The organism is Prosthecobacter sp., from assembly GCF_044226605.1.
Classification (GTDB): domain Bacteria; phylum Verrucomicrobiota; class Verrucomicrobiia; order Verrucomicrobiales; family Verrucomicrobiaceae; genus Prosthecobacter.
Map to the genome: position 1 here is coordinate 35811 of NZ_JBGAGS010000001.1, position 22968 is coordinate 58778.

General features: G+C 60.7%; 21 protein-coding genes. 13 read left to right on the forward strand and 8 right to left on the reverse strand.

The window, feature by feature from the left end; all coding sequences use genetic code 11:
- Positions 1-16: 16 nt before the first annotated feature.
- A complete protein-coding gene (araD, locus tag ACILSO_RS00100; RefSeq protein ID WP_395735321.1) occupies positions 17-715 on the reverse strand; it encodes an L-ribulose-5-phosphate 4-epimerase AraD in 699 nt (232 codons plus the stop codon).
- Positions 716-841: 126 nt separating this feature from the next.
- Between araD and ACILSO_RS00105 the strand changes: the two genes are divergently transcribed.
- The 6 genes from ACILSO_RS00105 to ACILSO_RS00130 are packed head-to-tail and all read left to right on the forward strand — an operon-like array spanning position 842 to position 9104.
- A complete protein-coding gene (locus tag ACILSO_RS00105) occupies positions 842-1843 on the forward strand; it encodes an AAA family ATPase (protein ID WP_395735322.1) in 1002 nt (333 codons plus the stop codon).
- A gap of 13 nt (positions 1844-1856) precedes the next feature.
- Positions 1857-2777 carry a DUF58 domain-containing protein gene (locus tag ACILSO_RS00110; protein WP_395735323.1) on the forward strand — a complete coding sequence of 307 codons (921 nt, stop codon included), beginning with the start codon at positions 1857-1859 and terminating at the stop codon, positions 2775-2777.
- Positions 2774-3334 carry a DUF4381 family protein gene (locus ACILSO_RS00115; protein ID WP_395735324.1) on the forward strand — a complete coding sequence of 187 codons (561 nt, stop codon included), beginning with the start codon at positions 2774-2776 and terminating at the stop codon, positions 3332-3334. The genes ACILSO_RS00110 and ACILSO_RS00115 overlap by 4 nt, the downstream gene beginning before the upstream one ends.
- Positions 3331-4359, forward strand: a complete 1029-nt coding sequence (locus ACILSO_RS00120; protein WP_395735325.1) for a VWA domain-containing protein — start codon at positions 3331-3333, stop codon at positions 4357-4359. The genes ACILSO_RS00115 and ACILSO_RS00120 overlap by 4 nt, the downstream gene beginning before the upstream one ends.
- Positions 4360-4364: 5 nt before the next feature.
- Positions 4365-6461 (forward strand): VWA domain-containing protein, encoded by a 2097-nt coding sequence (locus ACILSO_RS00125; RefSeq protein WP_395735326.1) that lies wholly within the window; start codon positions 4365-4367, stop codon positions 6459-6461.
- 54 nt (positions 6462-6515) lie between these two features.
- Complete coding sequence (locus ACILSO_RS00130) at positions 6516-9104, forward strand: hypothetical protein (RefSeq protein ID WP_395735327.1); 2589 nt, start codon at positions 6516-6518, stop codon at positions 9102-9104.
- A gap of 14 nt (positions 9105-9118) precedes the next feature.
- On the opposite strand, the gene ACILSO_RS00135 is transcribed toward ACILSO_RS00130, so the two are convergent.
- Positions 9119-9646, reverse strand: a complete 528-nt coding sequence (locus ACILSO_RS00135) for a ferritin (RefSeq protein WP_395735328.1) — start codon at positions 9644-9646, stop codon at positions 9119-9121.
- Between the two features lie 173 nt (positions 9647-9819).
- Here ACILSO_RS00135 and ACILSO_RS00140 point away from each other — a divergent pair, with 173 nt between their 5' ends.
- Complete coding sequence (locus ACILSO_RS00140) at positions 9820-11088, forward strand: MFS transporter (protein WP_395735329.1); 1269 nt, start codon at positions 9820-9822, stop codon at positions 11086-11088.
- 1 nt (position 11089) lies between these two features.
- Here ACILSO_RS00140 and ACILSO_RS00145 read toward each other — a convergent pair whose 3' ends face one another.
- On the reverse strand, positions 11090-11473 hold the full coding sequence (locus ACILSO_RS00145) for an ATP-dependent Clp protease adaptor ClpS (protein ID WP_395735330.1): 384 nt from the start codon (positions 11471-11473) through the stop codon (positions 11090-11092).
- Between the two features lie 140 nt (positions 11474-11613).
- On the opposite strand from ACILSO_RS00145, the gene ACILSO_RS00150 reads away from it, so the two are divergent.
- Entirely contained in the window at positions 11614-11871 is a 258-nt protein-coding gene (locus tag ACILSO_RS00150) for a hypothetical protein (protein WP_395735331.1), read from the forward strand.
- A gap of 6 nt (positions 11872-11877) precedes the next feature.
- Here the strand turns inward: ACILSO_RS00150 and ACILSO_RS00155 are convergent, their stop codons facing one another.
- Positions 11878-12423: a hypothetical protein gene (locus ACILSO_RS00155; RefSeq protein ID WP_395735332.1), complete on the reverse strand. Its 546-nt coding sequence runs from the start codon at positions 12421-12423 to the stop codon at positions 11878-11880.
- Between the two features lie 127 nt (positions 12424-12550).
- Between ACILSO_RS00155 and ACILSO_RS00160 the strand changes: the two genes are divergently transcribed.
- The 4 genes from ACILSO_RS00160 to ACILSO_RS00175 are packed head-to-tail and all read left to right on the forward strand — an operon-like array spanning position 12551 to position 18149.
- Positions 12551-14110, forward strand: a complete 1560-nt coding sequence (locus tag ACILSO_RS00160) for a PA14 domain-containing protein (RefSeq protein WP_395735333.1) — start codon at positions 12551-12553, stop codon at positions 14108-14110.
- Positions 14111-14130: 20 nt separating this feature from the next.
- Complete coding sequence (locus tag ACILSO_RS00165; protein ID WP_395735334.1) at positions 14131-15639, forward strand: hypothetical protein; 1509 nt, start codon at positions 14131-14133, stop codon at positions 15637-15639.
- A gap of 56 nt (positions 15640-15695) precedes the next feature.
- The gene (locus ACILSO_RS00170) at positions 15696-16418 is read left to right on the forward strand and encodes an ABC transporter ATP-binding protein (protein WP_395735335.1); all 723 of its coding nucleotides are present in this window, start codon (positions 15696-15698) and stop codon (positions 16416-16418) included.
- Between the two features lie 9 nt (positions 16419-16427).
- Positions 16428-18149 carry a hypothetical protein gene (locus tag ACILSO_RS00175; protein ID WP_395735336.1) on the forward strand — a complete coding sequence of 574 codons (1722 nt, stop codon included), beginning with the start codon at positions 16428-16430 and terminating at the stop codon, positions 18147-18149.
- A gap of 12 nt (positions 18150-18161) precedes the next feature.
- On the opposite strand, the gene ACILSO_RS00180 is transcribed toward ACILSO_RS00175, so the two are convergent.
- Positions 18162-18737 (reverse strand): hypothetical protein, encoded by a 576-nt coding sequence (locus tag ACILSO_RS00180; RefSeq protein ID WP_395735337.1) that lies wholly within the window; start codon positions 18735-18737, stop codon positions 18162-18164.
- A gap of 65 nt (positions 18738-18802) precedes the next feature.
- Positions 18803-19480: a M23 family metallopeptidase gene (locus tag ACILSO_RS00185; protein ID WP_395735338.1), complete on the reverse strand. Its 678-nt coding sequence runs from the start codon at positions 19478-19480 to the stop codon at positions 18803-18805.
- 67 nt (positions 19481-19547) lie between these two features.
- Between ACILSO_RS00185 and ACILSO_RS00190 the strand changes: the two genes are divergently transcribed.
- Positions 19548-20963 (forward strand): DUF362 domain-containing protein, encoded by a 1416-nt coding sequence (locus ACILSO_RS00190; protein WP_395735339.1) that lies wholly within the window; start codon positions 19548-19550, stop codon positions 20961-20963.
- A 51-nt stretch (positions 20964-21014) separates the two neighbouring features.
- Here ACILSO_RS00190 and ACILSO_RS00195 read toward each other — a convergent pair whose 3' ends face one another.
- Entirely contained in the window at positions 21015-21632 is a 618-nt protein-coding gene (locus tag ACILSO_RS00195; RefSeq protein ID WP_395735340.1) for a suppressor of fused domain protein, read from the reverse strand.
- A 7-nt stretch (positions 21633-21639) separates the two neighbouring features.
- Entirely contained in the window at positions 21640-22890 is a 1251-nt protein-coding gene (gene purD, locus ACILSO_RS00200; RefSeq protein ID WP_395735341.1) for a phosphoribosylamine--glycine ligase, read from the reverse strand.
- Between the last annotated feature and the right edge of the window lie 78 nt (positions 22891-22968).

Here is a 22968-nt window from a genome sequence, read left to right on the forward strand (position 1 = left end):
AAGGAAAGAGGGTGTGTTATTTCTGACCGTAATAGGCGCCCGGCCCGTGCTTGCGCAAATGGTGCTTTTCCAAGATGTGGCTGGGAATGGAGCCTATGGCCGGATTGAGAGCGGCGGAACCCAACGCCATGTGGGCGCACATTTCGAGGGCGATGCTGTTGTTCAGCGAGTCCATGGCGTTTTTGCCAAAGGTGAAGGGCGCGTGGTGGAGCTGGAGCACGGCGGGCATCTCGAGCGGGCTGAGCTTCAGCTCGCGCAGGCGCTCGACGATGGCGACTCCAGTAAAATGTTCGTAGTCCTCCGCCACCTCCTCGGGTGTGAGGGCGCGGACGACGGGCACGGTGCCATGAAAGTGATCCGCATGGGTGGTGCCGTGGCAGGGGATCTCCCGACCGGCCTGCGAGAACATGGTGGCATGCAGACTGTGCGTGTGGGTGATGCCGCCAATTTCCGGAAACTCACGATAGAGCACGAGGTGGGTTTTGGTGTCTGAGGAAGGCCTCAGCGTCCCCTCCACCACCCGTCCTTCGAGATCCAGCACGACGATGTCCGCGGGCTTCAGCGCCAGATAGTCCACGCCGCTGGGCTTGATGGCCCACAGGCCGGAGGCACGGTCGATGCCGCTCACATTGCCCCAGGTGAGGCGTACGAGGCCGCTGGGTTCCAGGGCGCGGTTGGCTGCACAGACTTGTTCGCGGAGTTCTTGGAGGGTCATCTGACGCATGAAAGCCCCAAACGTCTTACAATTCCAGCAACATAAACCGGCCCGCGAGGCGTTAATACATTGATCCTTGAAGGTTGACGTGGAGAATGCCCCCGTTGACCTGTACGCTTACCCACAATGCCAGCCTCTGCCGCTCCCCCCACTGTTCCTGATCAGGAAGCCATCCTCAAAGCCTCCTCCTGGGTGGCCCCGCTTCGAACTGAAATCGCCCGTGTGCTTGTGGGCCAGACGGCGCTGGTGGACCGGCTCCTTGTGGCGTTGCTGACCAACGGCCACGTGCTGCTGGAAGGGGTGCCGGGGATCGCCAAGACGCTGGCGGTGCGCACGCTCTCGGGGACGTTGAAAGCCAAGTTTCAGCGCATTCAGTTCACGCCCGACCTGCTGCCGGCGGACGTCATCGGCACGATGGTTTATCATCCGAAGGACGGCACCTTCACCCCCCGTCTCGGCCCGATTTTTGCCAACCTGGTGCTGGCGGACGAAATCAACCGCGCTCCGGCCAAAGTGCAAAGCGCCCTGCTGGAAGCGATGCAGGAGCGTCAGGTGACCATCGGTGAAAACACCCACAAGCTGCCGGATCCTTTCATGGTGCTGGCCACGCAGAACCCGATCGACCAGGAGGGCACCTACACGCTGCCGGAAGCGCAGCTTGACCGCTTCCTGCTCAAAGTTCGCGTGACCTACCCGACGCCGGTCGAGGAACGCATGGTTTTGGACGCCATGGCCACCTCCGCCCCCAAGCTGGAAGTAAGCCAGGTCACCGACACCGCCGCCATCAGCGCAAGCCGCGCGGTGGTGAACGACTTGTTCATGGACGAAAAGATCCGCGACTACATCGTGGCCCTGATTCACTCCACACGTCATCCCGAAGTGCTGGCGCCGCATTTGAAGCTGCTCATCCGCTGCGGGGCCTCTCCGCGCGGCACGATCAATCTGGCCCTGGCCGCCAAGGCGCTGGCCTTCCTCAACGGCCGCAACTACGTCATCCCGCAGGACATCAAGGACCTTGCACCGGACATCCTGCGCCACCGCATTCTGCTTTCCTATGAAGCCGAGGCGGAGGGAGTGACTGCGGATGATGTGGTCAAGACGCTGCTCGACAAGCTGCCCGTGCCTTAACACCGCCCAAACCGTGAACGGGGAAACAGCGCAGAACGACAACGACGCCAGGCTCACGCGCATTTTAAAGCGCGTGCGGCGCATCGAGCTGCTCACGCGTGGCATGGTGAAGGAACTGCTGGGCGGGCAGTACCACTCCCGCTTCAAAGGCCAGGGCATTGAGTTTGATGATTTCCGCGAATACCAGCCGGGAGACGACGTGCGTTTCATCGACTGGAATGTGACCGCGCGCATGAACGATCCGTTTGTGCGGAAGTACGTGGAGGAACGCGAACTGACGGTGATGATCTGCGTGGATGTCAGCAGTTCCGGGGACTACGGCAGCCAGGAAGACTCCAAGCGCGAACGTGCGGCGGAGATCGCGGCGGTGTTCGCCTTCAGTGCGGTGCAGAACCAGGACAAGGTGGGGCTGACGCTGTTCTCCGACGGCGTCGAGCATTACCTGCCGGCCCGCAAAGGGGCGCCACATGCCCTGCGCATTCTGCGCGACATCCTGAACATTCAGCCTAAAAGAATGGGCACGGACATCAAACCTGCGCTGGATCTGGCGCTCGAAAGAATTGCGCATCGAGCCCTGGTGATTGTGGTGTCAGACTTCATCACGCCGGACCAGGCCTGGGAGAAAAGCCTGCGCGCCGTGGCGGCCAAGCACGATGTGGTGGCGGCGCAGATCCAGGACCCGCGCGAGCTCACTCTGCCGAATGCGGGCAGGGTCTGCCTCGAAGATCCGGAAACCGGAGAGCAGATCCTCGTCAACACCTCCCACCCTGCGGTGCGCGACCTCTATGAGCAGCGTGTGACAGAACGGCAGGACGCACTGGTGCACCTGCTGCGCCGCTGCGGAGTGGAGAGGATCACCATCCGCACCGACGAAGACTACGTGCCTGCCTTGAAGGCCTACTTTCGTTCACGCCGAAGGAGGAAACGGGGATGATCAACGGGCTTTCCATCCTGCACCCACTGGTGGCACAGTTTCCAGGCGTGCCACCGCTGCCGCACCCTGAACTGCCACCGCCGGACAAGGTGGACCTGCCGCCTGCGTGGTGGATTTTCTGGGCGGTCATGCTGCTCGTGGTGCTGTTGATCATCCTGATCATCTGGCTGCTGTTGCGCCCAAAACAACCGCCCCCGCTTCCTCAGCGGCAGCCGTGGACCTCGGCGTTTCGAGCGCTGAGTGACCTGCGCTCGCGCATCCAGTCCATTCCCCCGCAGGACATGAGCCACCGCATCTCGAACATCCTGCGGCGCTACCTGCAGGAGCGGTACGCCGTGCCGGCGCAGGCCCGTACGACACGTGAAATCTTTGACGTCAAATCGGACCGGCGGGCGGGAGCGCCCGCCCCCCGGGCGCAAGGATTGTGGCTGGAGCGGTTTGAACCCGTGGCGCACCTGTGCGACGACATTTCTTTCATGCCTGCTCCGCGCACCATTGAAGAATCGACCATGCTCATCGACCAGGCGCTGGCGCGCATGCAGGAGGAGAAGCCATGATGATCCCGGGCATACCTGCATTTCAGATCCTGCACCCGCTGTGGCTGGCGCTGCTGCCACTGCTGCCGCTGCTGGCGCTGCTGCGGGGCGGGCGCCGCAAACGTGCGGCCATCAAATTTCCCACTACATCTCTGCTGCGTGATCTGGGCAGGCCGGCGCGCAAAGGACTCGGCGGCTTCGTCTTCGGGCTGGTCCTGACCTCCATGGCGTTCGGCATCATGGCTCTCTCGCGTCCGCAAAAGGTGCTGTCCTATGAAGAGGAAAAGGCGGAAGGCATCGCGATCATGCTGACGGTGGATGTGTCGCTTTCGATGCTGATCGAAGACTTCTACATCGGGGGGCATCCTGTGAACCGCCTGACCGCCGCCAAACGCGTGATGGCGGACTTCATCAAAGGCCGCCGCAGCGACAAGATCGGCATCGTGGCCTTTGCCGGAGAAACCTACCTGCCCTGCCCTCTTACGCTGGACCGCGACTGGCTGATCAACAACCTGGACCGCGTGCAGACCCAGCGCGTGGGGGATGGAACGGCCATCGGATCTGGCATCGCATCGGCAGCCAACCGCATGCGCCGGGAAAAGTCTCCGAGCAAGGTCATCGTGCTGCTGACGGACGGAGCGAACAACTCCGGCCGCCTGAGTCCGCAGGATGCGGCGAAACTGGCCGCCACCCTGGGCATCAAGATCTACACCATCGCCATCGGCACGCCGGGCATCCACAGCATTCCGGATCCGAAGCGGGGCACCTTCACGCCGCTGGGGCAGCAGCTTTTCGACGAAGGCACACTCAAGGAGGTGGCCTCGATCGGCAGCGGCCAGTTTTACATGGCGCAGAACCTCAACTCCCTCAGCGATGTGTTTGAGACGATCAACAAGCTCGAGAAAGCCAAGATCGAGCACCACAAGATCATTGAGACCGAGGAGCTCTTCCCCTGGCCGCTGAGTGTCTCCGCCATCGCGCTGTTCCTGGCTCTTCTGCTCTCCCTCACGGTTTTGCATTCAGCCCCGGAACCGGTCGCCACCTAGTTGACATGAGTTTTGCCCACCCCCATCTGCTCTGGTTTCTGCTGATCATCCCCGCCCTGGTGGGGATGAAGCTGCTGGTGGATGCGCACGGCTCAAAGGCCGAGCGTCTTTTCACCGCGGCACGTCTGCGGCCCGCGCTGGTGCTGGGGCGCTCGCAGTGGCGGTCCTGGCTGGCCTACGCATTCTATACGCTGGCGATGGCCTTCATCATCATGGCAGTGGCGCAACCGCGCTGGGGCGACGAAAAGCTGGAAATCCCGGACAAAGGCCGAAATGTCTTCATCGCCATCGATACCTCGCGGTCCATGCTGGCGCGGGATGTGCACCCTGACCGGCTGACCCGTGCACGGCTGGCGGCGCACGACCTCGTCATGGAGCTGGGAGGCGAGCGCGTCGGCCTGCTGGCCTTTGCGGGCCGGGCGTACCTTCAAGCCCCGCTCACCACCGACCACGACGCCATCGTTGAGTCGCTGCTGTCGTTTGACCATACGATCATTGAGTGGGGCGGCAGCAATCTCCCCGACCTGCTGGATGTGACGCTGCGCGCCATCAAAGGCCTGCCAAAGAGCAACTACGCCCTGGTCATTTTCAGCGATGGCGGAGACGCAGACGCGAACCTGGTGCCCTACATCCAGCGGCTCAACGCATCGGGCGTCATCGTCGTCACCGTGGGGGTCGGCACTGAGAACGGCACGCTCATTCCCAATCCTGAGGTCGAGGGGGACTACATCCGCGACCAGTCCGGCAATGTGGTGCGCTCCCAGCTTCAAACGGCTGTGCTTCAGCAGCTGGCCAACGCCACCAACGGGCGTTTTCTCAAGCTGGACACCCAGCCGCTGAACCGCCAGGCGCTTCAACCCGTGCTGGACCGCCTGTCCGAGCAGCAGTCAGCCAACCGCCAGACGTCGAAGCCGATTGAGCGCTTTGCCTGGCCCCTGAGTCTGGGTATACTGCTGCTTATGTTTGCCTGGATCATCAGCGCCCTGCCCCGCCCTGCCGCACGCCCGGTCGTACTGGCACTGGCTGCCGCCACCTTTATGCCTTCACCCGCTGCTCAGTCGGCGGAGGCCGGCGGGCTGCTGTCCGCCATTTTCTCCCAGAGCGGGCCGACGCCGGAAGATGCGCGTCAGGCACTCGAGAACCGCGAATACCGGCAGGCGCGCGACCTTTACGCGAAGCTGCTGGAGGAATACACGGATGAAGTGGTGACATCCCCGGGGGCCAGGCGCCCCCTGAATTCGGCGCTCGGAGCTGTGAAGCGCGTCAATCGCTCCGCAGGGGAGAACCAAAAATTGAAAGACGAGCTGATTTACGGTCTGGCCACGGCAGAGCATGACCTGACGAATTACGACTCCTCTGTGAAATACTTCAGCGAGCTTCTGCACACGCAGGACAAAGCGGTGCAGGCACGGGCGCACCGGGGGATCGGGCACACCCTGTATGATCAGGGCGCGCTAGGATTGCAAAAGCAGCCGAAGATCACCCGCCAGCGCTGGATCGATTCTCTGCGACATCTGGATGCGGCGCTTGAGATCGACCCCGACAACAAGGACCTGAAGGAAAACCGCGATCACGTGGCCAAAATGCTCGCCCAACTCAACCAGGCGATCAAAGAGATGGAGCAAAAACAGGGCAAGAAGGGCCAGAAGGGTGACAAGGGCCAGAAAGGCCAGCAGGGCGAAAAGGGGGAAGACCAGTCTGGTGAAGAAGGAGAAGAGGGCGAATCCGGCAACCAAGGCAATGAAACCGACGGCAACGGTGAACCCAAAGAACAAAAAGAAGTCAAAGGCGAGAAGAAAGAGGCTGATGATGGCATCGGCGGAAAAGACGCCAAAGAACTTCCCGAAGGGCGCCTCCAGGCCGCGGGTGAAAAACCTGGCGAAGAAGAAGGCCAGAAAGGTAAAGACGGCCAGAAGCCCGGTGGCGAAGGAGGCGAACAAAAGAAGCAGACCGCCCAGGACAAACGGGGCGACGAACGCAATCCGCGCACGGGATACACCCGCGGAGAGGCGGAGGGCATCATCCGCCAGTACATGGACGAGATCACCGCGCCGCTGACCAACCGCTACCACACGCCTCCGGTGAACAAGAAAGACTGGTGAGCCGCAGGCTGACGCAACGACGAATTCCGAATGACGAATGCAACTCCAGCCCGAATGATTCAACGCATCCCCTCCCCCTCAGTCCAGGCACGGACCGCAGGTTTTGCCGGTCATCGGAGTCGTCCGTATTTTGCCTGCCTGCAGGTGCTGATGCTGCTGACATTCCTGCTGGGAAGCGCGTCCGCAGCCACGGTGCGCGCCTATCTGCAGCCCGACCATTCGCAGACGGGCGGGTCAGTGAAGTATGTCATCACCGTGCAGAATGGCACGGTCCAGAGCGTGCCGCAGCTGCGCCTGCCCACGCAGGTCCGCATGAACTCCGGCATTCAGGTCTCCCGCAGCGCGGTTGGCAACAGCGTCGGCATCCAGTTCGTCTGGGACGTCACAGGAACCGAGCCCGGCGAATTCGTCATTCCCCCGCAGGATGTGGTGGTCAACGGAGAGGTAGTCAAGACCAATGAAGTACGTCTGGTGGTGAGCGAGGCGGCGCCTGCCGATGCCGCCGCAGATGATGCGAACCTCCCTTTGCTTCAGATTGAAGTTGGCAAAACGGAAGTCTATCAGGGAGAGGTGGTGCCCATCAGCGCCAGTCTTTTCGTGCCGCGAAACGTCGTCGCGCTGCGCCGGGTCGGCCTCATCGACGTGAACAAGAGCGACTTCGCGATTCCACGCTTCCCTCAGCAGGCGGAAACTTCCGACACCGTCATCAATGGCGTCGCCTACTCCGTCATCACCTACCGCAGCACGCTTTCCGCGCTGCACGCGGGGGATCTGAAGGTGGGCCCCGCCACCAGTGAACTGGTGTTTGACGTTTACACGCAGGACACTCAGACGCAGATGCGTCGCAACCTGCCCCTGCCCTTCGGTCTGGGGATGGGCGCCTCCGAGACACGCAAGCACGTCGTCAAAAGCCAGGAGGTGAAGATGAAGGTTTTACCTCTGCCCACGGAAGGCAAGCCGGCCAGCTTCAGCGGTGCCGTCGGTGATTTCAGCATCACCGCCACAGCCACTCCGAACGAGCTTAGCGTGGGTGACCCGCTGGCTGTGGACATCACCATCGATGGAACCGGTAATTTTGAAGCACTCAATCCGCCCAGCCTCGTGCCGCCGGATGGTTGGAAGGCCTACCCACCACGACGGTACAATGTGGATGGCATCATCGATCCAAACGCACCTCCATCCTCTCAGCGCCGGATTGGGTATGCGATGATTTTTGTGCCCGAAAAAGTGCAGACCGAACTGCCGCCATTTGAACTGAGCTTTTTCAGTCCGACGCAAAAGAAATACATCTCCGCACGGACTTCACCGATAGCCCTGCGCATCAAACCAGGCACGCTGGCAGCCGCGACTGCCTCGTCAGAAGGCAGCGGCGGAAGCGCGGAAGCGCCCAAGCCACCGCCTGTGCTTCAGCCCAAGCCGCAGATCAGTGACATCCTCATGAACGTCCCCGCCAAGGCACGCTGGCTGGACACAGCGATCGCCACCGCTCCGCTGACGAGCAGTTCCCGCTTCTGGGCCATTCAGTCGATCCCGGCGGCGCTGGTGATTCTTGCATCTTTGGTCTCGTGGTTCAGACGCCGGCGTGACGAGTCCACCCAAGGGCTCCGAGGTGAACTGCAGCAGCTCTGGCATGGCCTGGAGGAGAGCTCGCTTTCTGACCGTGATTTCCTTCAGCGGGCAGCGCACTTCATCCACCGGAGCCAGCCGGGCGGAGTCAAAGATGAAGAACTGCGGCAGATTCTCAGCCGGTATGAGACACAGAGTTTTACTGCGACTCCCGCCAATGAACAGGCGCTCGGCCCGGCAGAGCGCAGCCGCATCCTGTCCACCCTGGCACCTTTGCTGAAGCGCGCTGTCATGGTCGCGGCGGCCTTTGTCATGCTCTCAGCCAGTGCAGGTGCTGCCGAACTTACTCCTGACGAAAGCTATCAGAAGGCCCGTGAGGCCATGGAAAAAGGCAAATATACGGACGCTCAGTACCTCGGGGAAACGCTCACTAAAAGACAGCCGCCGGCATTGAGCTCCGCCGTTTTCTCGATCATCGGCAACGCCCGTTACCGGCAGGAGGATCTGGGCCGCGCCGCCCTTTGGTACCAGCGCGCACAGCTGCTGGAACCGCTGAATGCCGAAGTGCGGCAGAATCTCCGCCACGTGGATGACAAGCTGCGTTTTTTCCGATACACGGAAAGCTCTCCGCTGGCTGAAGTGAGCCTGCTGCTGCCTAAAAACACCTGGATCATTGCCGCCTCCGTGGGTGTGTGGATCATCCTGCTGGCCCTCGTGCGCTATATTCTTGGGGCTTCCCGAGGGACTGGCGGTGGTATCTCGTCGGTGATTTTCAGCATCGTGGGCCTCTTCGTGTTCATCCCGTCCGCCACGTTTGCCACCATCCGTCCCGCTCCGGCAGACCGGGTGAAAGATGTGATGGTTGTCACGAGTCGCGACGTGCGTGCTTACACCGCCGCGACGGTAACTTCGGGAGATGTGATCGTCATCCCGCCCGGAAGCCAGGTGCGCCTGCTTGAAAAGCGAGGGGCGTGGAGCTACGTCGAGATCCCACGGAGCGAGGAAAACCTGCGCGGCTGGATCGAAACCGCCACCTACACTCCACTCTGGCCCTGGGACACCAATCTCCTGCCGTAAAGGCGCGTCCGCGCTCACGGGCGGCCGCCTGAGCCGGGACCGCCACCTGCGCCCGGCCGGTTGCCAGCCTCACGGTCGAGGACGAGCAGACTGGCTGTGTCATTGCCGGCAAGCTTCAGGCGGTCGAGCATGTCACGCACTGTTTTCTCTTCCTCCATCTGCTCGTTGAGGAACCACAGCAGCAGATTCTTGGAGGCGTGGTCTTTGACCTGCTCGGCCACTTCGTAAAGATCGTTGATCTGCTGCGTCACCTTCTCCTCCTGTTTCAGGCTGTACTCAAAAGCATCGACAACTGATGAGTAGTCCATCTTCGGCTGAGCGATCGGCTGCAGCTCCACCTTCGCATCGCGGTCCACCAAATACTGGTAGAACTTCAATGCATGCGTGGTTTCCTCGCCGCTCTGGGCAAACATCCACTTAGCAAAGCCTGTGTAGGGAGTCCGCTCAAACCACCCCGCCATGGCGAGGTACACATAGCTGGAGGACATTTCGTTGTTGATCTGTTCGTTGAGCAGCTTGGTGAGTTTGGGATCAAGAGTCATGGCGTGCGCAGGGTTGAAGATTGTGTGCTGATTGAATCAGCAATGAGATCGCAGCGCAAGAGCATGCAGCCGTTTTTTTACGCGAAAAAACTGAGGCCTTCATTCAATCGCTTCAGGCTGGATGTATTGCTTTCATTTGGGCCAGTACACGCCACGATGAACGACCTCCCGCGATGCCCCCAGACACCGCAACGCCCCCTCAACATCACCCGCAGGTAGTGCGGCGGAACTTCATCTGCCACTGCCTGGAGGGAGGCTTGTACATGGGAGGCGTGGCCTTTCTGCAGCCTGAAACGGTCATGCCAAAAATGGTGGAGCAGCTCGGCGGCCGCTCGTTGATCATCGCCATCATGCCTGCGATTCTGCCGGCGGCATTTGCGATGGCGGGGCTGTTTGTCTCACCGCTGGTGGAGCGCCTCCAAAAGTTCAAGCCCTGGGTCATGGGATTCGGCTTTCTCCAGCGTCTGCCCTACCTGATCACCGGCCTGCTGCTGTGGTTCTGGCAGGATGCGGGCCCGTGGCTCTTACCCCTGGTGGTGCTGACCCCGGCAGTCTCCGGCCTGATCGGCGGCGTGGGGGTGGTGGCGTGGATGGAAATGGTCACCCGCATGGTTCCGGAACGCGTTCGCGCCGCAGGCTGGGCCGTGCGCTACATCACCCAGGCATGCATCGGCATGGTGGCGGGCGCGGTCATCCTGCAGGTACTGACCCACCTGCCCGGCCAGCGCGGGTACGCGGTGCTGCACCTCATCACCTTCGGATTTTTGCTGCTTTCCTGGCTCTCCCAGAGCTTCATGCACGAACTGCCTGCCGCGCACCACTACCATCCGCATGCGGGCAGCTACTGGAGCTACCTGAGCAGCCTGCCGCGTCTGCTGCGCAGGCAGCCGCTGCTGCTGCGGCTGATTGCCGCGCGGTTCACCGGCACAGGGTATCTCATGGTCGTTTCCTTCCTCACTTTGCATGCGCTCAAGAGCATGGGCAGACCCGAGGCAGATGTCGGGCATTTTGTCTCCTTCCAGTACATCGGGACCATTTTGGGCAGCCTGCTCGCAGCCTGGCTGGGCTATCATCAAGGAGGCAAAATGCTGCTGATCCTGTCCCGGCTCGTTTGCGTGGCCCTGTGCCTCTGGGCCAGCGTGACCCATTCATTTGCCGGTTTCACTGCCGCCTTCTTTGTCCTCGGTTTCGGCCTCTACCTCGATCGCGTGGGAGATCTGACACTCGCAGCCGAGCTCTGCCCACTCGAACGCCGCTCCACGCTGCTGGCCATCCTCGGCTTTTGCAATGTGGGCTCTCTGCTGCTGGCCACGAGCCTGGGTGGCAGCATCTACTCCCAGACGGGGTCGTTTTACCTCGTGGCCTGCCTTGCCGCAGTCATGTCGGCGATTTCCATCTGGATTCTGCGCGGCATTCCTGAACCGAGGGCGCAGAGCACCTAGCCTACTCGGAGCACTCGATCACAGCGCGCATGGAAACCTGCCCCTGCGGGCTGGTTTCCAGAGGGTCCGGACCAAACTCCTCAATCTGCTGCTGGCGCAGTTCGGCCAGCTCCTTGTGAACCGTCGCCACGATCACACGTCCGCAGTCGTTCACCTCATTGGCCATGCGTTTGCCGATCTCCTGCGAGTAGCCAAATATCGTGTTGAGCATCTCGATCACATATTGAAACGAGTGCAGTTCATCATCCAGCAGGATGACGTGCCAGGGAGGCTCCAAAGCAGGAGGAGAGGTATACGGCTGCTCACGCGGCCTCTGCGGGACCACGCGCGGCTGCCGCGGTGCCACGGGCGAGGTGGCGCAGCGAATATCAGCAGGGGGGATCATTTCCAACACCATGCCTCAGAAGCCGGGTTTCTCAAGCTCCTGCATGCTGCGCACGCCCACCAATGCGATTTATTATGCAAAACTTGCGCTCTCCGGGAAGAAGCTTGCCGCAGCGCTTGGATGCATGGCAGACTTTAATTATGAACCCATCCATCTGCCGCACCTTGAGCACGATCTGTTTCCAGGCCGGAATACTCTCCGTCGTACTTTCCATCTGGAGCTGGTGGTTTTTCAACGGTGAGACGCCAGAGCAGGCTGCTCACGCCGAGCGCCTGGGCATTTTCATTGGCCTGTGGGCTCCCACGCTTCTCATTCTCTCCAACCGTTTTGACCGCTATGCAGACAAAGCGAAAGAGCTGCCCGGACTGAAAGGCGACGAAGAGGGCGAAGGATCCTGAAGTGAATCACATCGGCTCACGACCGGTGGATTCGACGAACTGCTGGCGCAGGCCGTTGTAGGCCTGCTGCCACTCGTCCACGACGCGCTGCAGCTCCATCACCTGCTTTTCCAGCATGGCGATGCGCGACTGCTGCATCACATCTCCCACGACTGCCTTGTCGTCCGGACGCCCCGTGCCGATGAATGTGGTGGCTGCGCTGCGCACGTGATGCGGGCTGGCCTGGAACCAGGACAGATCCACGAGCCGCGCTTCGCTGTTATCGAGGCAGTTGATGATCGTCACGGTCTCGTCGATTTCACCTGTGGCCAGGAATTCCTGGATGGTCGCCACATTCGTCGGACCGTAGAGGTAGTTGTCCGGCATCTGCACCAGGAAGTCCATCTGCAGTTCTGCGATCATCGGCGCGCGCTGCCAGCTCATGCGGTTGTCGCTGGAGATCTTGTCGAGCGGCGAAATCTTGGCGTCGGCCGCCCAGCCCCGAAGGGTTTCAAGATCTTTGGCCTCATAGATTTCCTTGTCCGAGGCTTTGAGCAGATACCAGGTGTGCATGGGGGAGAGATAAACAAATTCCATGCCCTGCGCCAAGCCGAAAGTTCGAATGAAATAAACTCAGGGGTGAATTGACGCTGGCGTTTCGCAAGGCAACCTCCGCCACTTTCGTTTCAACGTGCCTCCTATGACCCGACTGCTTTACGCACTTTTCCTCGCCGCGGCATCCGCCGGGGCCGCCGAGCCCGCCGTCTTTTCCATCAAAACGATGACGGCGCAGATGAAATACGACACCGCTGAACTGGTGGTGAAGCCAGGGCAGCCGGTGAAGATCTCCTTCGAAAACGGGGATGACCTGCCCCACAACCTCGTCTTCTGCCAGCCGGGCACAGACACCGCCGCCATGGCGCTGAAGCAGATGGAGAAGCCCGAGGAGGCCCTCAAGCGCAACTGGCTGCCCGAGGACTCGCGCATCTGGGCGCATTCGAAAATGCTCAACCCGCACGAGAAGGAGACGCTCAGTTTTTCCGCGCCTGAAAAGCCTGGCAGCTATCCCTACGTCTGCACCTTCCCGGGCCACGCTCTCACCATGCGCGGCGTGCTGAAAGTCGCCCCGTTGGGAGACATCCTTCATGATCTCAAATTCGCCCTTTATCTCGGCAACTGGAAGCAGCTTCCCGATTTTTCCAAGCTGACACCGCACCGTGAGGGCAAGATCGAGGACAACCTCATCCAGGTGAAGCTGGACGACTACAAGAACGAGTTTGGCGTGGTCTTCACCGGCAAGCTGGTCGCGCCGAAGAAGGGGTCTTATCGGTTTTACCTCTCCAGCGATGACGGCGCGCGCATCCTGATCGACGGCAAGGAGATCGTCACCTACGACGGGATTCATCCTGCGGGAGACATCAAGGAGCAGGGCACCACCCTTGAAAAAGGTGAGCATGAGTTTCGGCTGGAGTACTTCCAAGGCGGCGGGCAGATCGAGATCTATGCGGCCTGGAAAGGGGCGGACACGCAGATCACACCCCTGTCCACCTGGCTGCATCCGCGCTGGCAGGGCGGCACGAAAAAGCAGAAGGAGTTCGACCCCATCCCGCTCGTGGTGAAGGACGAAGCCGTGATCTACCGCAACTTCATCCAGGGAGCTGGCAACCGTGGCATCGGCGTGGGTTATCCCGGCGGAGTCAACATCGCCTGGAGCGCGGAGAGCATGAACCTGGCGCTGATCTGGCGGGGGGCGTTCATGGATGCCTCCAGGCACTGGAACTCACGCGGCGGCGGCCATGAAAAACCGCTGGGCTACGATGTGCTGATGCCCACGGGCGAAGCGACGCCCGCCTTCTTCATCGCCGAGAAGCCGGATGCCGAATGGCCCAAGTGGGACAAGACCAAGCGCTACGAAGGCTTTCACTGGCAGGGCTATTCACTGGATGGCAAACGCAGCCCGACCTTCCGCTACACCTGGCAGGGGGCGGAGATCGAGGAGTCCTTCAGCGTGGAAGGAAACGGCAATCAGCCGGATGGCAAAGCCAGGCTCATCCGCAGCGTGAAAGTCTCAGGCAAGCTGCCCGCCAAGGCGTGGTACCGCATCGGCAGCGGTGCGTTTGAAAACAAGGACGGCATCTTTCTCAGCAAAGGCGCCATCCCCTACAGCATCGCCGCCGCGGGCGCCCAGCTCGCCGGCCAGAATCTCGTGATCCCAGCCAAAGAAGGCACGATGACCATCACCTACCAGTGGGCCAAGTAACAGTTCCGCCACGCACAGCCATGAAACGCTTTTTCATTCTCTCTCTTCTCTGCTCACCGCTGTTCGCCGCTGATCCGGTCGAGGCTGATTTCTACAAGATCACCACCTTTGCCACGCCGAAGGAAACCGCCATGGAAGTGGGCTCGATCGACCTCATGCCAGATGGCAAGCTCGCCCTGGGTACACGCCGTGGAGAAATCTGGATCGTCAGCGGAGCGGGCAGCAGCGACTCTTCCAACGTGAGCTACAAGCTCTTTGCCTCCGGCCTGCATGAGGTGCTGGGCATCGCCTACAATCCGAAGGACAAGAATCTCTACGCCACCACGCGCTATGAGATCACCCGGCTCAAGGATACTGACAACGACGGCCGCGCCGATGTGTTTGAAAACGTGAACGACAGCTGGGGCGTCTCCGGTGATTACCACGAATACGCCATTGGCAGCCGCTTTGACAAAGCAGGAGATCTGTGGGTGACGCTGTGCCTGACGGGCTCCTTCAGCAGCGCGGTGCCATTTCGCGGCTGGGCGCTGCGCATCAAGCCTGACGGCACCATGGTGCCCACCTGCTCCGGCATCCGCAGCCCAGGCGGCATCGGCTTTGACGCGGATGGAGAAGCCTACTACTGCGACAATCAGGGTCCATGGCATGGCTCCTGCACGCTGCAGCATCTGGTTCCTGGCACGTTTCAGGGACATCCCGGTGGCAACATCTGGTACGACCAAGCCCCCAACATGGGACCACGCCCGATCGATCCGCTGCCAGAGGCCTTTCAAGGCGACCGAGGCCGCAAAGAAAAACGCGAGGGTGGAGACCCTGACCGCATGGTCACGGAGCGTGAACGCATCAAGCAGCTGCTGCCTCCCGCGGTTTACCTCGTGCACGGCAAAATCGGCAACTCCGCCAGCGCCATCATCTGCGATCTCAGCGCTGGCAAATTTGGCCCTTTCAGCAAGCAGCTCTTTGTGGCCGATCAAAGCCACAGCAATCTCAGCCGCGTCTATCTGGAAACCGTCAACGGTATCAAGCAAGGGGTGGTCATCCCCTTCCGCAGCGGCTTTGCCAGCGGCATCATTGGCGGGCGCATGGATGAAGAAGGCCGTGTCTTTGTGGGCGGCAGCGACCGAGGCTGGGGCGCACGCGGCGGCAAGCCGTTCTGCTTTGAGAAATGCGAATGGACCGGCAGGACGCCCTTCGAAGTACATGAGATGCACGCGAAGCCAGACGGTTTTGAGGTCAACTTCACGCAGCCTGTTGATGCCGCCACTGCCGGCGATGTGAAAAGCTACAGCATGCGCGAGTTCACCTACGCCTATCGCGAACAATACGGTGGCGATGAAGTCTCCGAGATCCTGCCGAAGATTACTGCCGCCACCGTGGCCGCAGATGGCAAATCCGTGCGCCTGACGATCTCGCCGCTCACCAAGGGCCACATCCATGAGCTGCATCTGGACGGAGTGCTCAACAGTGAAAAAACTCCGCTGCTGCACAAGGTGGGCTATTACACGCTGAATGAGATCCCGGCGAAGTAACAGCTGACCGCGTGAGCGCTTGACCATGCTGCACAGCCCCGGTCTAGTACGGGCGCATGCACATTGAATTGAACGATTTGTCGAAGCGCTTCGGCAGCACGACCGCACTTGATCATGTAAATCTCAATGTGCCGCCGAGTTCGATCATCGCGGTGCTAGGGGAAAATGGCGCCGGCAAGTCCACGCTGCTCTCGCTGCTCGCCGGTGTGCTGGCTCCGGACGCCGGTCTGATACGCTTTGACGGACAGCCCTACAGCCGCGAGAGGCTGGACCTGCGCAAGCGCCTGCTCTACACGCCAGATGTCCCGCTGATGTTCACGGACCGCAGCATCGCTGCGAACATCGCCACCTTCGCCTCCCTTTACGGCAAAAGGGTCGAAGACCACGAAGCAGACCTCACGCAGCAGCTGGAGGAGACGGGCATCGCCGCACTGCTGAACCGCAGCGCGGGTTCGCTCTCACGCGGCCAGCTTTGGAAAGCTTTTATGGCATGCGCGGCCACGGTCGAGCCAGAGCTCTGGCTGGTGGACGAACCTTTCGCCTCCGGCATGGATGTGATCGGGATGGGTGTGTTCCGCCGGCTGGCGCGCAAGCTGGCGGACGCGGGCAGCACCCTTTTTTACACGACGCAGATGGTGGACCTGGCCGCGGGCTTTTCCGACCACGTGTGCGTGCTGCGCCAAGGGAAGATCGTGCTGTGGGAGACCAGCGCGCGGGTGCTGGAAATGATCCACGCCACGCCCGAAGGACAGGAAAATGTGCTGCGAGGCCTGCGCTGATCATCCGCCATGTTTTTCCACCATCCAGACTCCGAAGCCAGCCTCAGGCAAATGGCCGCGAATGCCCTGCGCGGCACCGCCATGGAGCCATCCGACCTCCGCTTGTGGCCACGCATCAAGGCGACTTTGAAATCCATCGGGTGGGAGGCCCTGATCATCTACGTCATGTGTCTGCTCGGGGGGCTCGAAGTCCAGCAACTGCGCGCGCCAGCATGGCGTGACTTCATGCTGGCAGGCGCGGTGATGCTGACCTGCAGGCTCTCAAGCCAGCAGTTCTACTGGCTGCTGCAGTCCCACCCAACCATGGCTGTGCTGTGGCACCTGCCCGTCGCAGGGCATGACATCTGCCGCTGGGCGCGCCGCAAACATCTGCTCGCTTCTCTGGCACTGCTGCCACGCATGGTCGCTGCCGCGTGGGCCTGGCTGGGTTTCCCTGCCCTCGCCGCCGCGTGGGCACCGGTCCTTTGCAGTGGCTTGTGCCTCTGGCTGGTGATGCTGGCCTGCGTGCAGCTCTACGGCTATAAGGAGGGGCTGGGCCGGCTGCTGGGAAAGATCTGGAATGTGGCGCTGATGATCTGGGGCTGCATGATGCTGTATACGTGGTGGTGGGAAAAAAACCTCTCCCATGGGCAGGTGTTCCCCACATGGGTCATTTCCCTCTGCAAGCCTGTCTCATGGGTTCTGCCGGCTCAATGGGCCATGCATGCCACGGACTTGCGCATTGCATTCGCGCTCACACTGGCATGCCTCGCCGCAGGTGGTCTGCTCTGGTGGCGCTTCCCTGACTTCACCGCGTTTGCTTATGATCGTCTGGCTCCTGGCATGGATGCAGAAGCTCTGCCAGAAGAAACAGACGACGAGGGAGCAGCACTGCCTGCCGGGCCAGAGGTCGGAGAGCCCGCGCCTGTGCATGTTCTGGAGTCCATTCAGAACGCCTGCGCCAGGGAGGTTTCGCACGCCTCCCACGGATGGATCGAATGGCTCACATTCGCGCTGATGCGTGGGCGAGACCGCGTGCTCGCGCCCATCCTGACAGGATTACATCCGAACTGGACGCGCAGGTGGCGGAGCGGCATGCGCATGTGCACTCTGCTGCTTCTGGCCGCCTATGGCATGCTGAACTTCGGCACCCGTCTGGTCAGCGCAGACACGCAGGTGTTCTGGATCGTGCTGGTGCCGCTCATTGCCGCCCTGGGGTACACCTTCCCTGCTTCAAATTCCATCCCGCTGGCGACTTCTGCATGGCCGCTCGCTCAGCACGGCATGCCTTTCTTCGCCGGGCTGCCTGTCACGGTGCACGAGCTTCTGCGCATCTCCCTGCGCATCACGGCGGCACGCATGGCCGGCTTTCTCGCCCTGGTGCTGCCGGTCATCGCGGTGCAGTGCCTCATCCTGGGCCATGCTAAATTCATTCCATCGGCTCTCGGAGGTGCGGTGATCCTCGGCATTTCATGGGTGGGCATGCGCCCCGTGTTCATCTACTACCGCCTGCAGCAAATGTGCCGCCCCGTGCGCCGGCACCTCCTCGGGCATTTTTGCAGCCACCTGCTTTATGTGCCGCTCTTTCTAGGCGTGTGCGGTTCTGTGATCTCCAGCGTGGGGCTTTTTCTGGAGCATCCGAAATGGCTGTTCGTTTTTCTGCCTCTTACCGCCTGCTGTGCACGTGGCATGTATGCCGTGTTTCACTGGCGCGCTCGCAGCCGCAGGATTGACTGGATCATCGAGCCCTGAAGAAAGCGGCGGCTACTTCGACCGTCTTGCTCTCGGCACATTCGACAGCTTCTTCGGCAGCACAGGCTCCTGGACGATGATCTCTGCATTTGCCACAGGTTCGGCACGCCGTACTTCCACAATCGGAATGCTGCGGGTTTGCAGCGGCAGTTCCGCACGCCGCACCACCTCCCCAGCCAGTGGCATGGGCGGCTGTGCATCGGGTATCACGGCACGGCGCACCTCCATCTGCTCCTCCGCAGCGGCCACCACCACCGGCGCCGTGTAGTTTTTCACCGCAGCCGTGATCATCGCAGCGCGCGCGGGTGCAAGTTCCATGGCTGTTTCCACGATCTTGCGCACCCGGTTTGGCTCGGCATTCACCGCGTCGATCGCCGCAGTCACAATGTCTCCCGCGCAGGCTTCATGAATGACGAGCGCCTCTTCCAGCCGCATCACCATTTTATCTGGATCCGCACGGATGGAGGCAAACAATTCCCCGCAAAGCGTTTCGCAGTTGATCGATGATGGCTGCGCTTTCACCGGCTGCGCCTTTCCGGGCGAAGACGCCAGGAGCAGCAGACAGCAAAATGCAAGAGTCGTACGCATGAGAAGAGGAGCTGTGAGGAATGACGGGTTTAAAGTGGTTTCCTTCAAATCATCTTTTGGGGTATTTATTCTTTTTCTGGGGCGGGGTTTAAGACGTCCCCCGCCGCACCCCGGTGTGCTCGAATGAACTGCTCGGGTGCCACGCGATTCAGGGGAGTATCTGCGTATCCCTGGCCGGGATTCACATAAGGCCCCACCCGCACTTCAAAGTGAAGATGTGCCAAATAGGCACCCTCTGCGGTTCCCACCGCGCCAATTGTTTCACCTCTCTGAATTATTTGACCTGTCTGCACACGAATGGTCGCCAGATGAGCATACATCGTCTGCACCACCGGACCAAGTTCGTCCCCTTCCGGCAGGCGATGCGCGATGAGGATCATCTTTCCCCATCCCGGCCCAGGATTTCCAGCGTAGACCACCCGACCGGCTCCCGCGGCATAAACAGGATCTCCCAGATCAGAGTTTCCACCCCCGATGCCATTAAAGTCGTCGCCGAGATGGCGTGAGATGCGGAATGCCCGCGCATTGTAAGTCAGCGCTCCGTGCTCAGACCCCATCGGCATGTCAAACCGGGTGGCCAGGGGCAGTGCGGCCACTTCAAGCGGCGTAAGCCGAATGAAAGCTGGGTCCAGCAGTCGTGCTGGCAAGTCGGGCATGCAGAACCGGCGCCATACCAACCCGCCCACCAACCCCAGGAGGACGAGGGTCAAAAGCACAAGAATGATCCGCAGGGTTTTCCGCATGCCGAAGCTTGGGCCGCTGCCGCAGCGTTGCAAAGAGAAGGTGCCGCCGCTAAATAAGTGCATTCCTGTGAACACGCTCTCTCCTACCACTTTTGGATCTCCCAAAGTCTCCGTCTTCAGCGGCAAAGCCAGCTACGATGACACCGACGCCCTGCGCCAGCAGATCGAAGCCGCGATCAACGTGCTCGAACTCTCCGCAGATTTCATCACTCCCGGAGACCGCGTGGTCATCAAACCCAACTGGGTCAAAGAGCACAACGCCAGCAAGCCGGAGGACGAAGGCGGATGGCTCACCATCATCACGCATCCCACCGTCGTGCGTGAAGTGGCGCGCTGGGCCGCGAAGAAGCTTCAGGGGCGCGGCTCCGTCACGCTGTGTGACGCGCCACAGAGTGATTCCTCCTTTGCCACCATCCGCCGTCTCCACCGGCTGGACGATCTCGTCACGGACCTAACGCGGGAGTTTTCTGGCGTCGCATTCCTGCTCTTCGACATGCGCTGTGAGGAATGGACCATTGACGACGGCGTCACCATCGCCAAACGCGAACTGCCCAGCGATCCCTCCGGCGCCGTGGACATCCATCTGGATGCAGACAGCGAGTTTCTAGGACATCCCGGCCTCGGCAAGCTGTATGGGGCATCGTTTGATTTTGCCACCACCAACCGCCAGCACACGGATCCGCATCACGAATACCGCATCTGCCGCACACCGATGAATGCGGATGTGCTGATCAATGTGCCGAAGCTCAAAACCCACAAAAAGGTCGGTCTCACCGTGGCGCTGAAGAACCTCGTGGGCACCACGCCGCGTACCAACTGGCTGCCACGCCACACCGAAGGCACGCCCGCTGAAGGCGGGGATCAGTTCGCGGAGTCCTCCGCCAAGCGCGCACTCGAAGGCACGCTGATGCGCAATGCAAAGAAGATCCTGTTTGGCCGCTTCTTCCTTTCCAAGCTCTTTGTGCCGCTGAAAAAACTCGGCCGGATGGTCTTCGGAGATACCAAGGAAGTGGTGCGCTCCGGCAACTGGCACGGCAACAACACCGCCTGGCGCATGATCCTGGACCTGCACAAATGCTTCTTCTACTTCGACGGACGCGGCGTTCGGCGCGAGAAGCCGCTGCGCTACCTCACCATCGTCGATGGCATCATCGGCGGCGATGGCGACGGCCCCATGTCCTGCGATCCCGTGGCGAGCGGCGTCATCATGGCCGGCACGCATCCGGTGGCGGTCGATTGCGTGAGCGCCCAGCTCATGGGCTTCAACTGGAAGAAGACGCGCCTGCTCAAAGATTCCTTTGAGCTAAAGCGCCTGCCCATCGTGGGTTTTGCACCGTCAGACATCACCGTCGCCTCGAACAAACCCGAGTGGACCGGCCCGTTTGAGCAGATGAAAAACTGCTTCGAGTTTCAGTGCCACTTCGGGTGGGCGGGACATCTTGAAAGCGATGAGAGGCTGGCGAAAGCCAAATCGTCAATCTAATGGCGTGCGAAGAGACGTGTGTTTATGCCGGCAGTGCGTTCCCCGAACATTTCAGACAACGCTGGGACGAAACACATCAAACATAGCCGCCACCCCGGCATCTTCGAACCGATCAATCAATGCCTCGGTCCCTTCCTTCCTGGCATAAGCCAGCTCGGCAGCAGTGAGTGGCATGACACTCAAAATTACCTTTGCCTGGGAGCACCTGGACACCCGCTTCAGATCAATGTCGAATGGAAGTGCAAAAAGAACACCCGTCATCTCCGAATTGCTGGACATGGGTTCGCCAAAATTCAGAGTGTGTCCAACATCGACAAAAATCTTCTGCTCGATGACATGGCAGGCAATCAACTGAAGAATAAAAGTGCAAATATCCAAGTCGCCTGATTCGCCGCCTGCGATGGCATTTTCTGCAAGTGCCATTAGTTCGATACGTCTTTGGCACCCCGATTGCAGGTCAGGTGGGACTGCCATTTGATATGATGAAAGGCCTGCTGTGATCCATACATGCATGTCGTGAGCCTCGGCAAAGAGGCCTTTCCAAAAACTCTTCTTCAGAGCCGGGAACCAACATGCCAAGACCGGAAGGCCACTGTCCGATTCACGAACCACCGCGGGAGCACGCCAAAATACAGCAGCGTAGCGCTGAACAACCTGCAATGGGTTCATGCCACTCTCATTCAAAGTGCATCTTCCCGATGTCCGACCGCCGCTGCAGCCCATCAAAGGTGATCTTCTCACTCTCTGCATATGCCTTCTCCCGCGCCTCGACTCGGGTCGTACCCTGGGCCACCACGGCGAGCACCCGCCCGCCATTGGTTTCAAACTGGCCCGCTGCATTCCGCTTCGTGCCGCAGTGATACACGCGCGCGCCGCTCACGTTTTCCAAACCGGCAATGACATCTCCATTGCGAGATGACGCAGGATACCCGGCGCTGGCGCTGATGAGGCAGATGCTCCAGCCGGGCGCGAATTGAATGAGATCCGGCTGCAGATTTCCTTTAGCCGCTTCAAACGCATAGTTCGCAAAATCTCCCCGCAGCATTGGCAGAACGGCTTCGGCTTCTGGATCACCAAAACGGCAGTTGTACTCGATGACCTGCGGACCGGTGGGAGTGAGCATGAGGCCAAAGTAGAGGAAGCCGCGATACTTCAGGCCGTCCTTCAAAATGCCCCGCACCGTGGGCTGCACGATCTCGCGCTCAATGCGCTGCATCAGCGCCGGTTCTGCGAGCTCCAGCGAGGCCACAGCACCCATGCCGCCGGTATTCGGTCCCTGGTCGTTGTCGCGAATGCGCTTGTAATCGCGCGCTGGCATAAGGATTTGATACTTGTCATCGCACACGGAGGCGAAGACAGAGATCTCAGGGCCGGTGAGGCACTTCTCCACCAGCAGATCGCCCGCGCCAAAGCAGCGCTTTTCCATCACGTCATCGACGAAGGCCTCGGCCTCGTCTTTGGCAGTGCAAACGGCCACGCCTTTGCCGGCGGCGAGTCCGTCGAACTTCAGCACGATGGGCATCTCTGTCAGTGCGGCCTTGGCTTCCGCGGCATTCGTGCAGATGGTGAAATCGGCGGTGGGAATGCCGTGGCGTTTCAAAAATTTCTTCGCGAAGGTCTTCGATGCCTCAAGCTGCGCGATCTCCTTGCGCGGCCCCCAGCATGGGATGCCCGCCTCGGCGCAGAGATTGGAAAGGCCGCTGTCTTTCACCAGCAGCGCCTCTTCCCCAGCCATGCAGAGGTCGATGCCGTTCTGCTTCATCCAGGTGATCAGCTCGGGCAATCCGGCCACATCCACCCGCGTCGCCAGCGTGGCGATGGCATCGCTGCCCGGGTACGCAAAAAGTTCATGCTTCTGCGGAGATTCGCTGAGTGCGGTGATGAGCGCGTGTTCACGGCCACCTTTGCCAGTAACGAGGATTTTCATGGGCCGGGATGCTTAGCGAGTCGGTGCCGCTGCGCAAGCAGCCTGTCGGGCTCTAAGAACGGGCAGGCCCGAACGTTC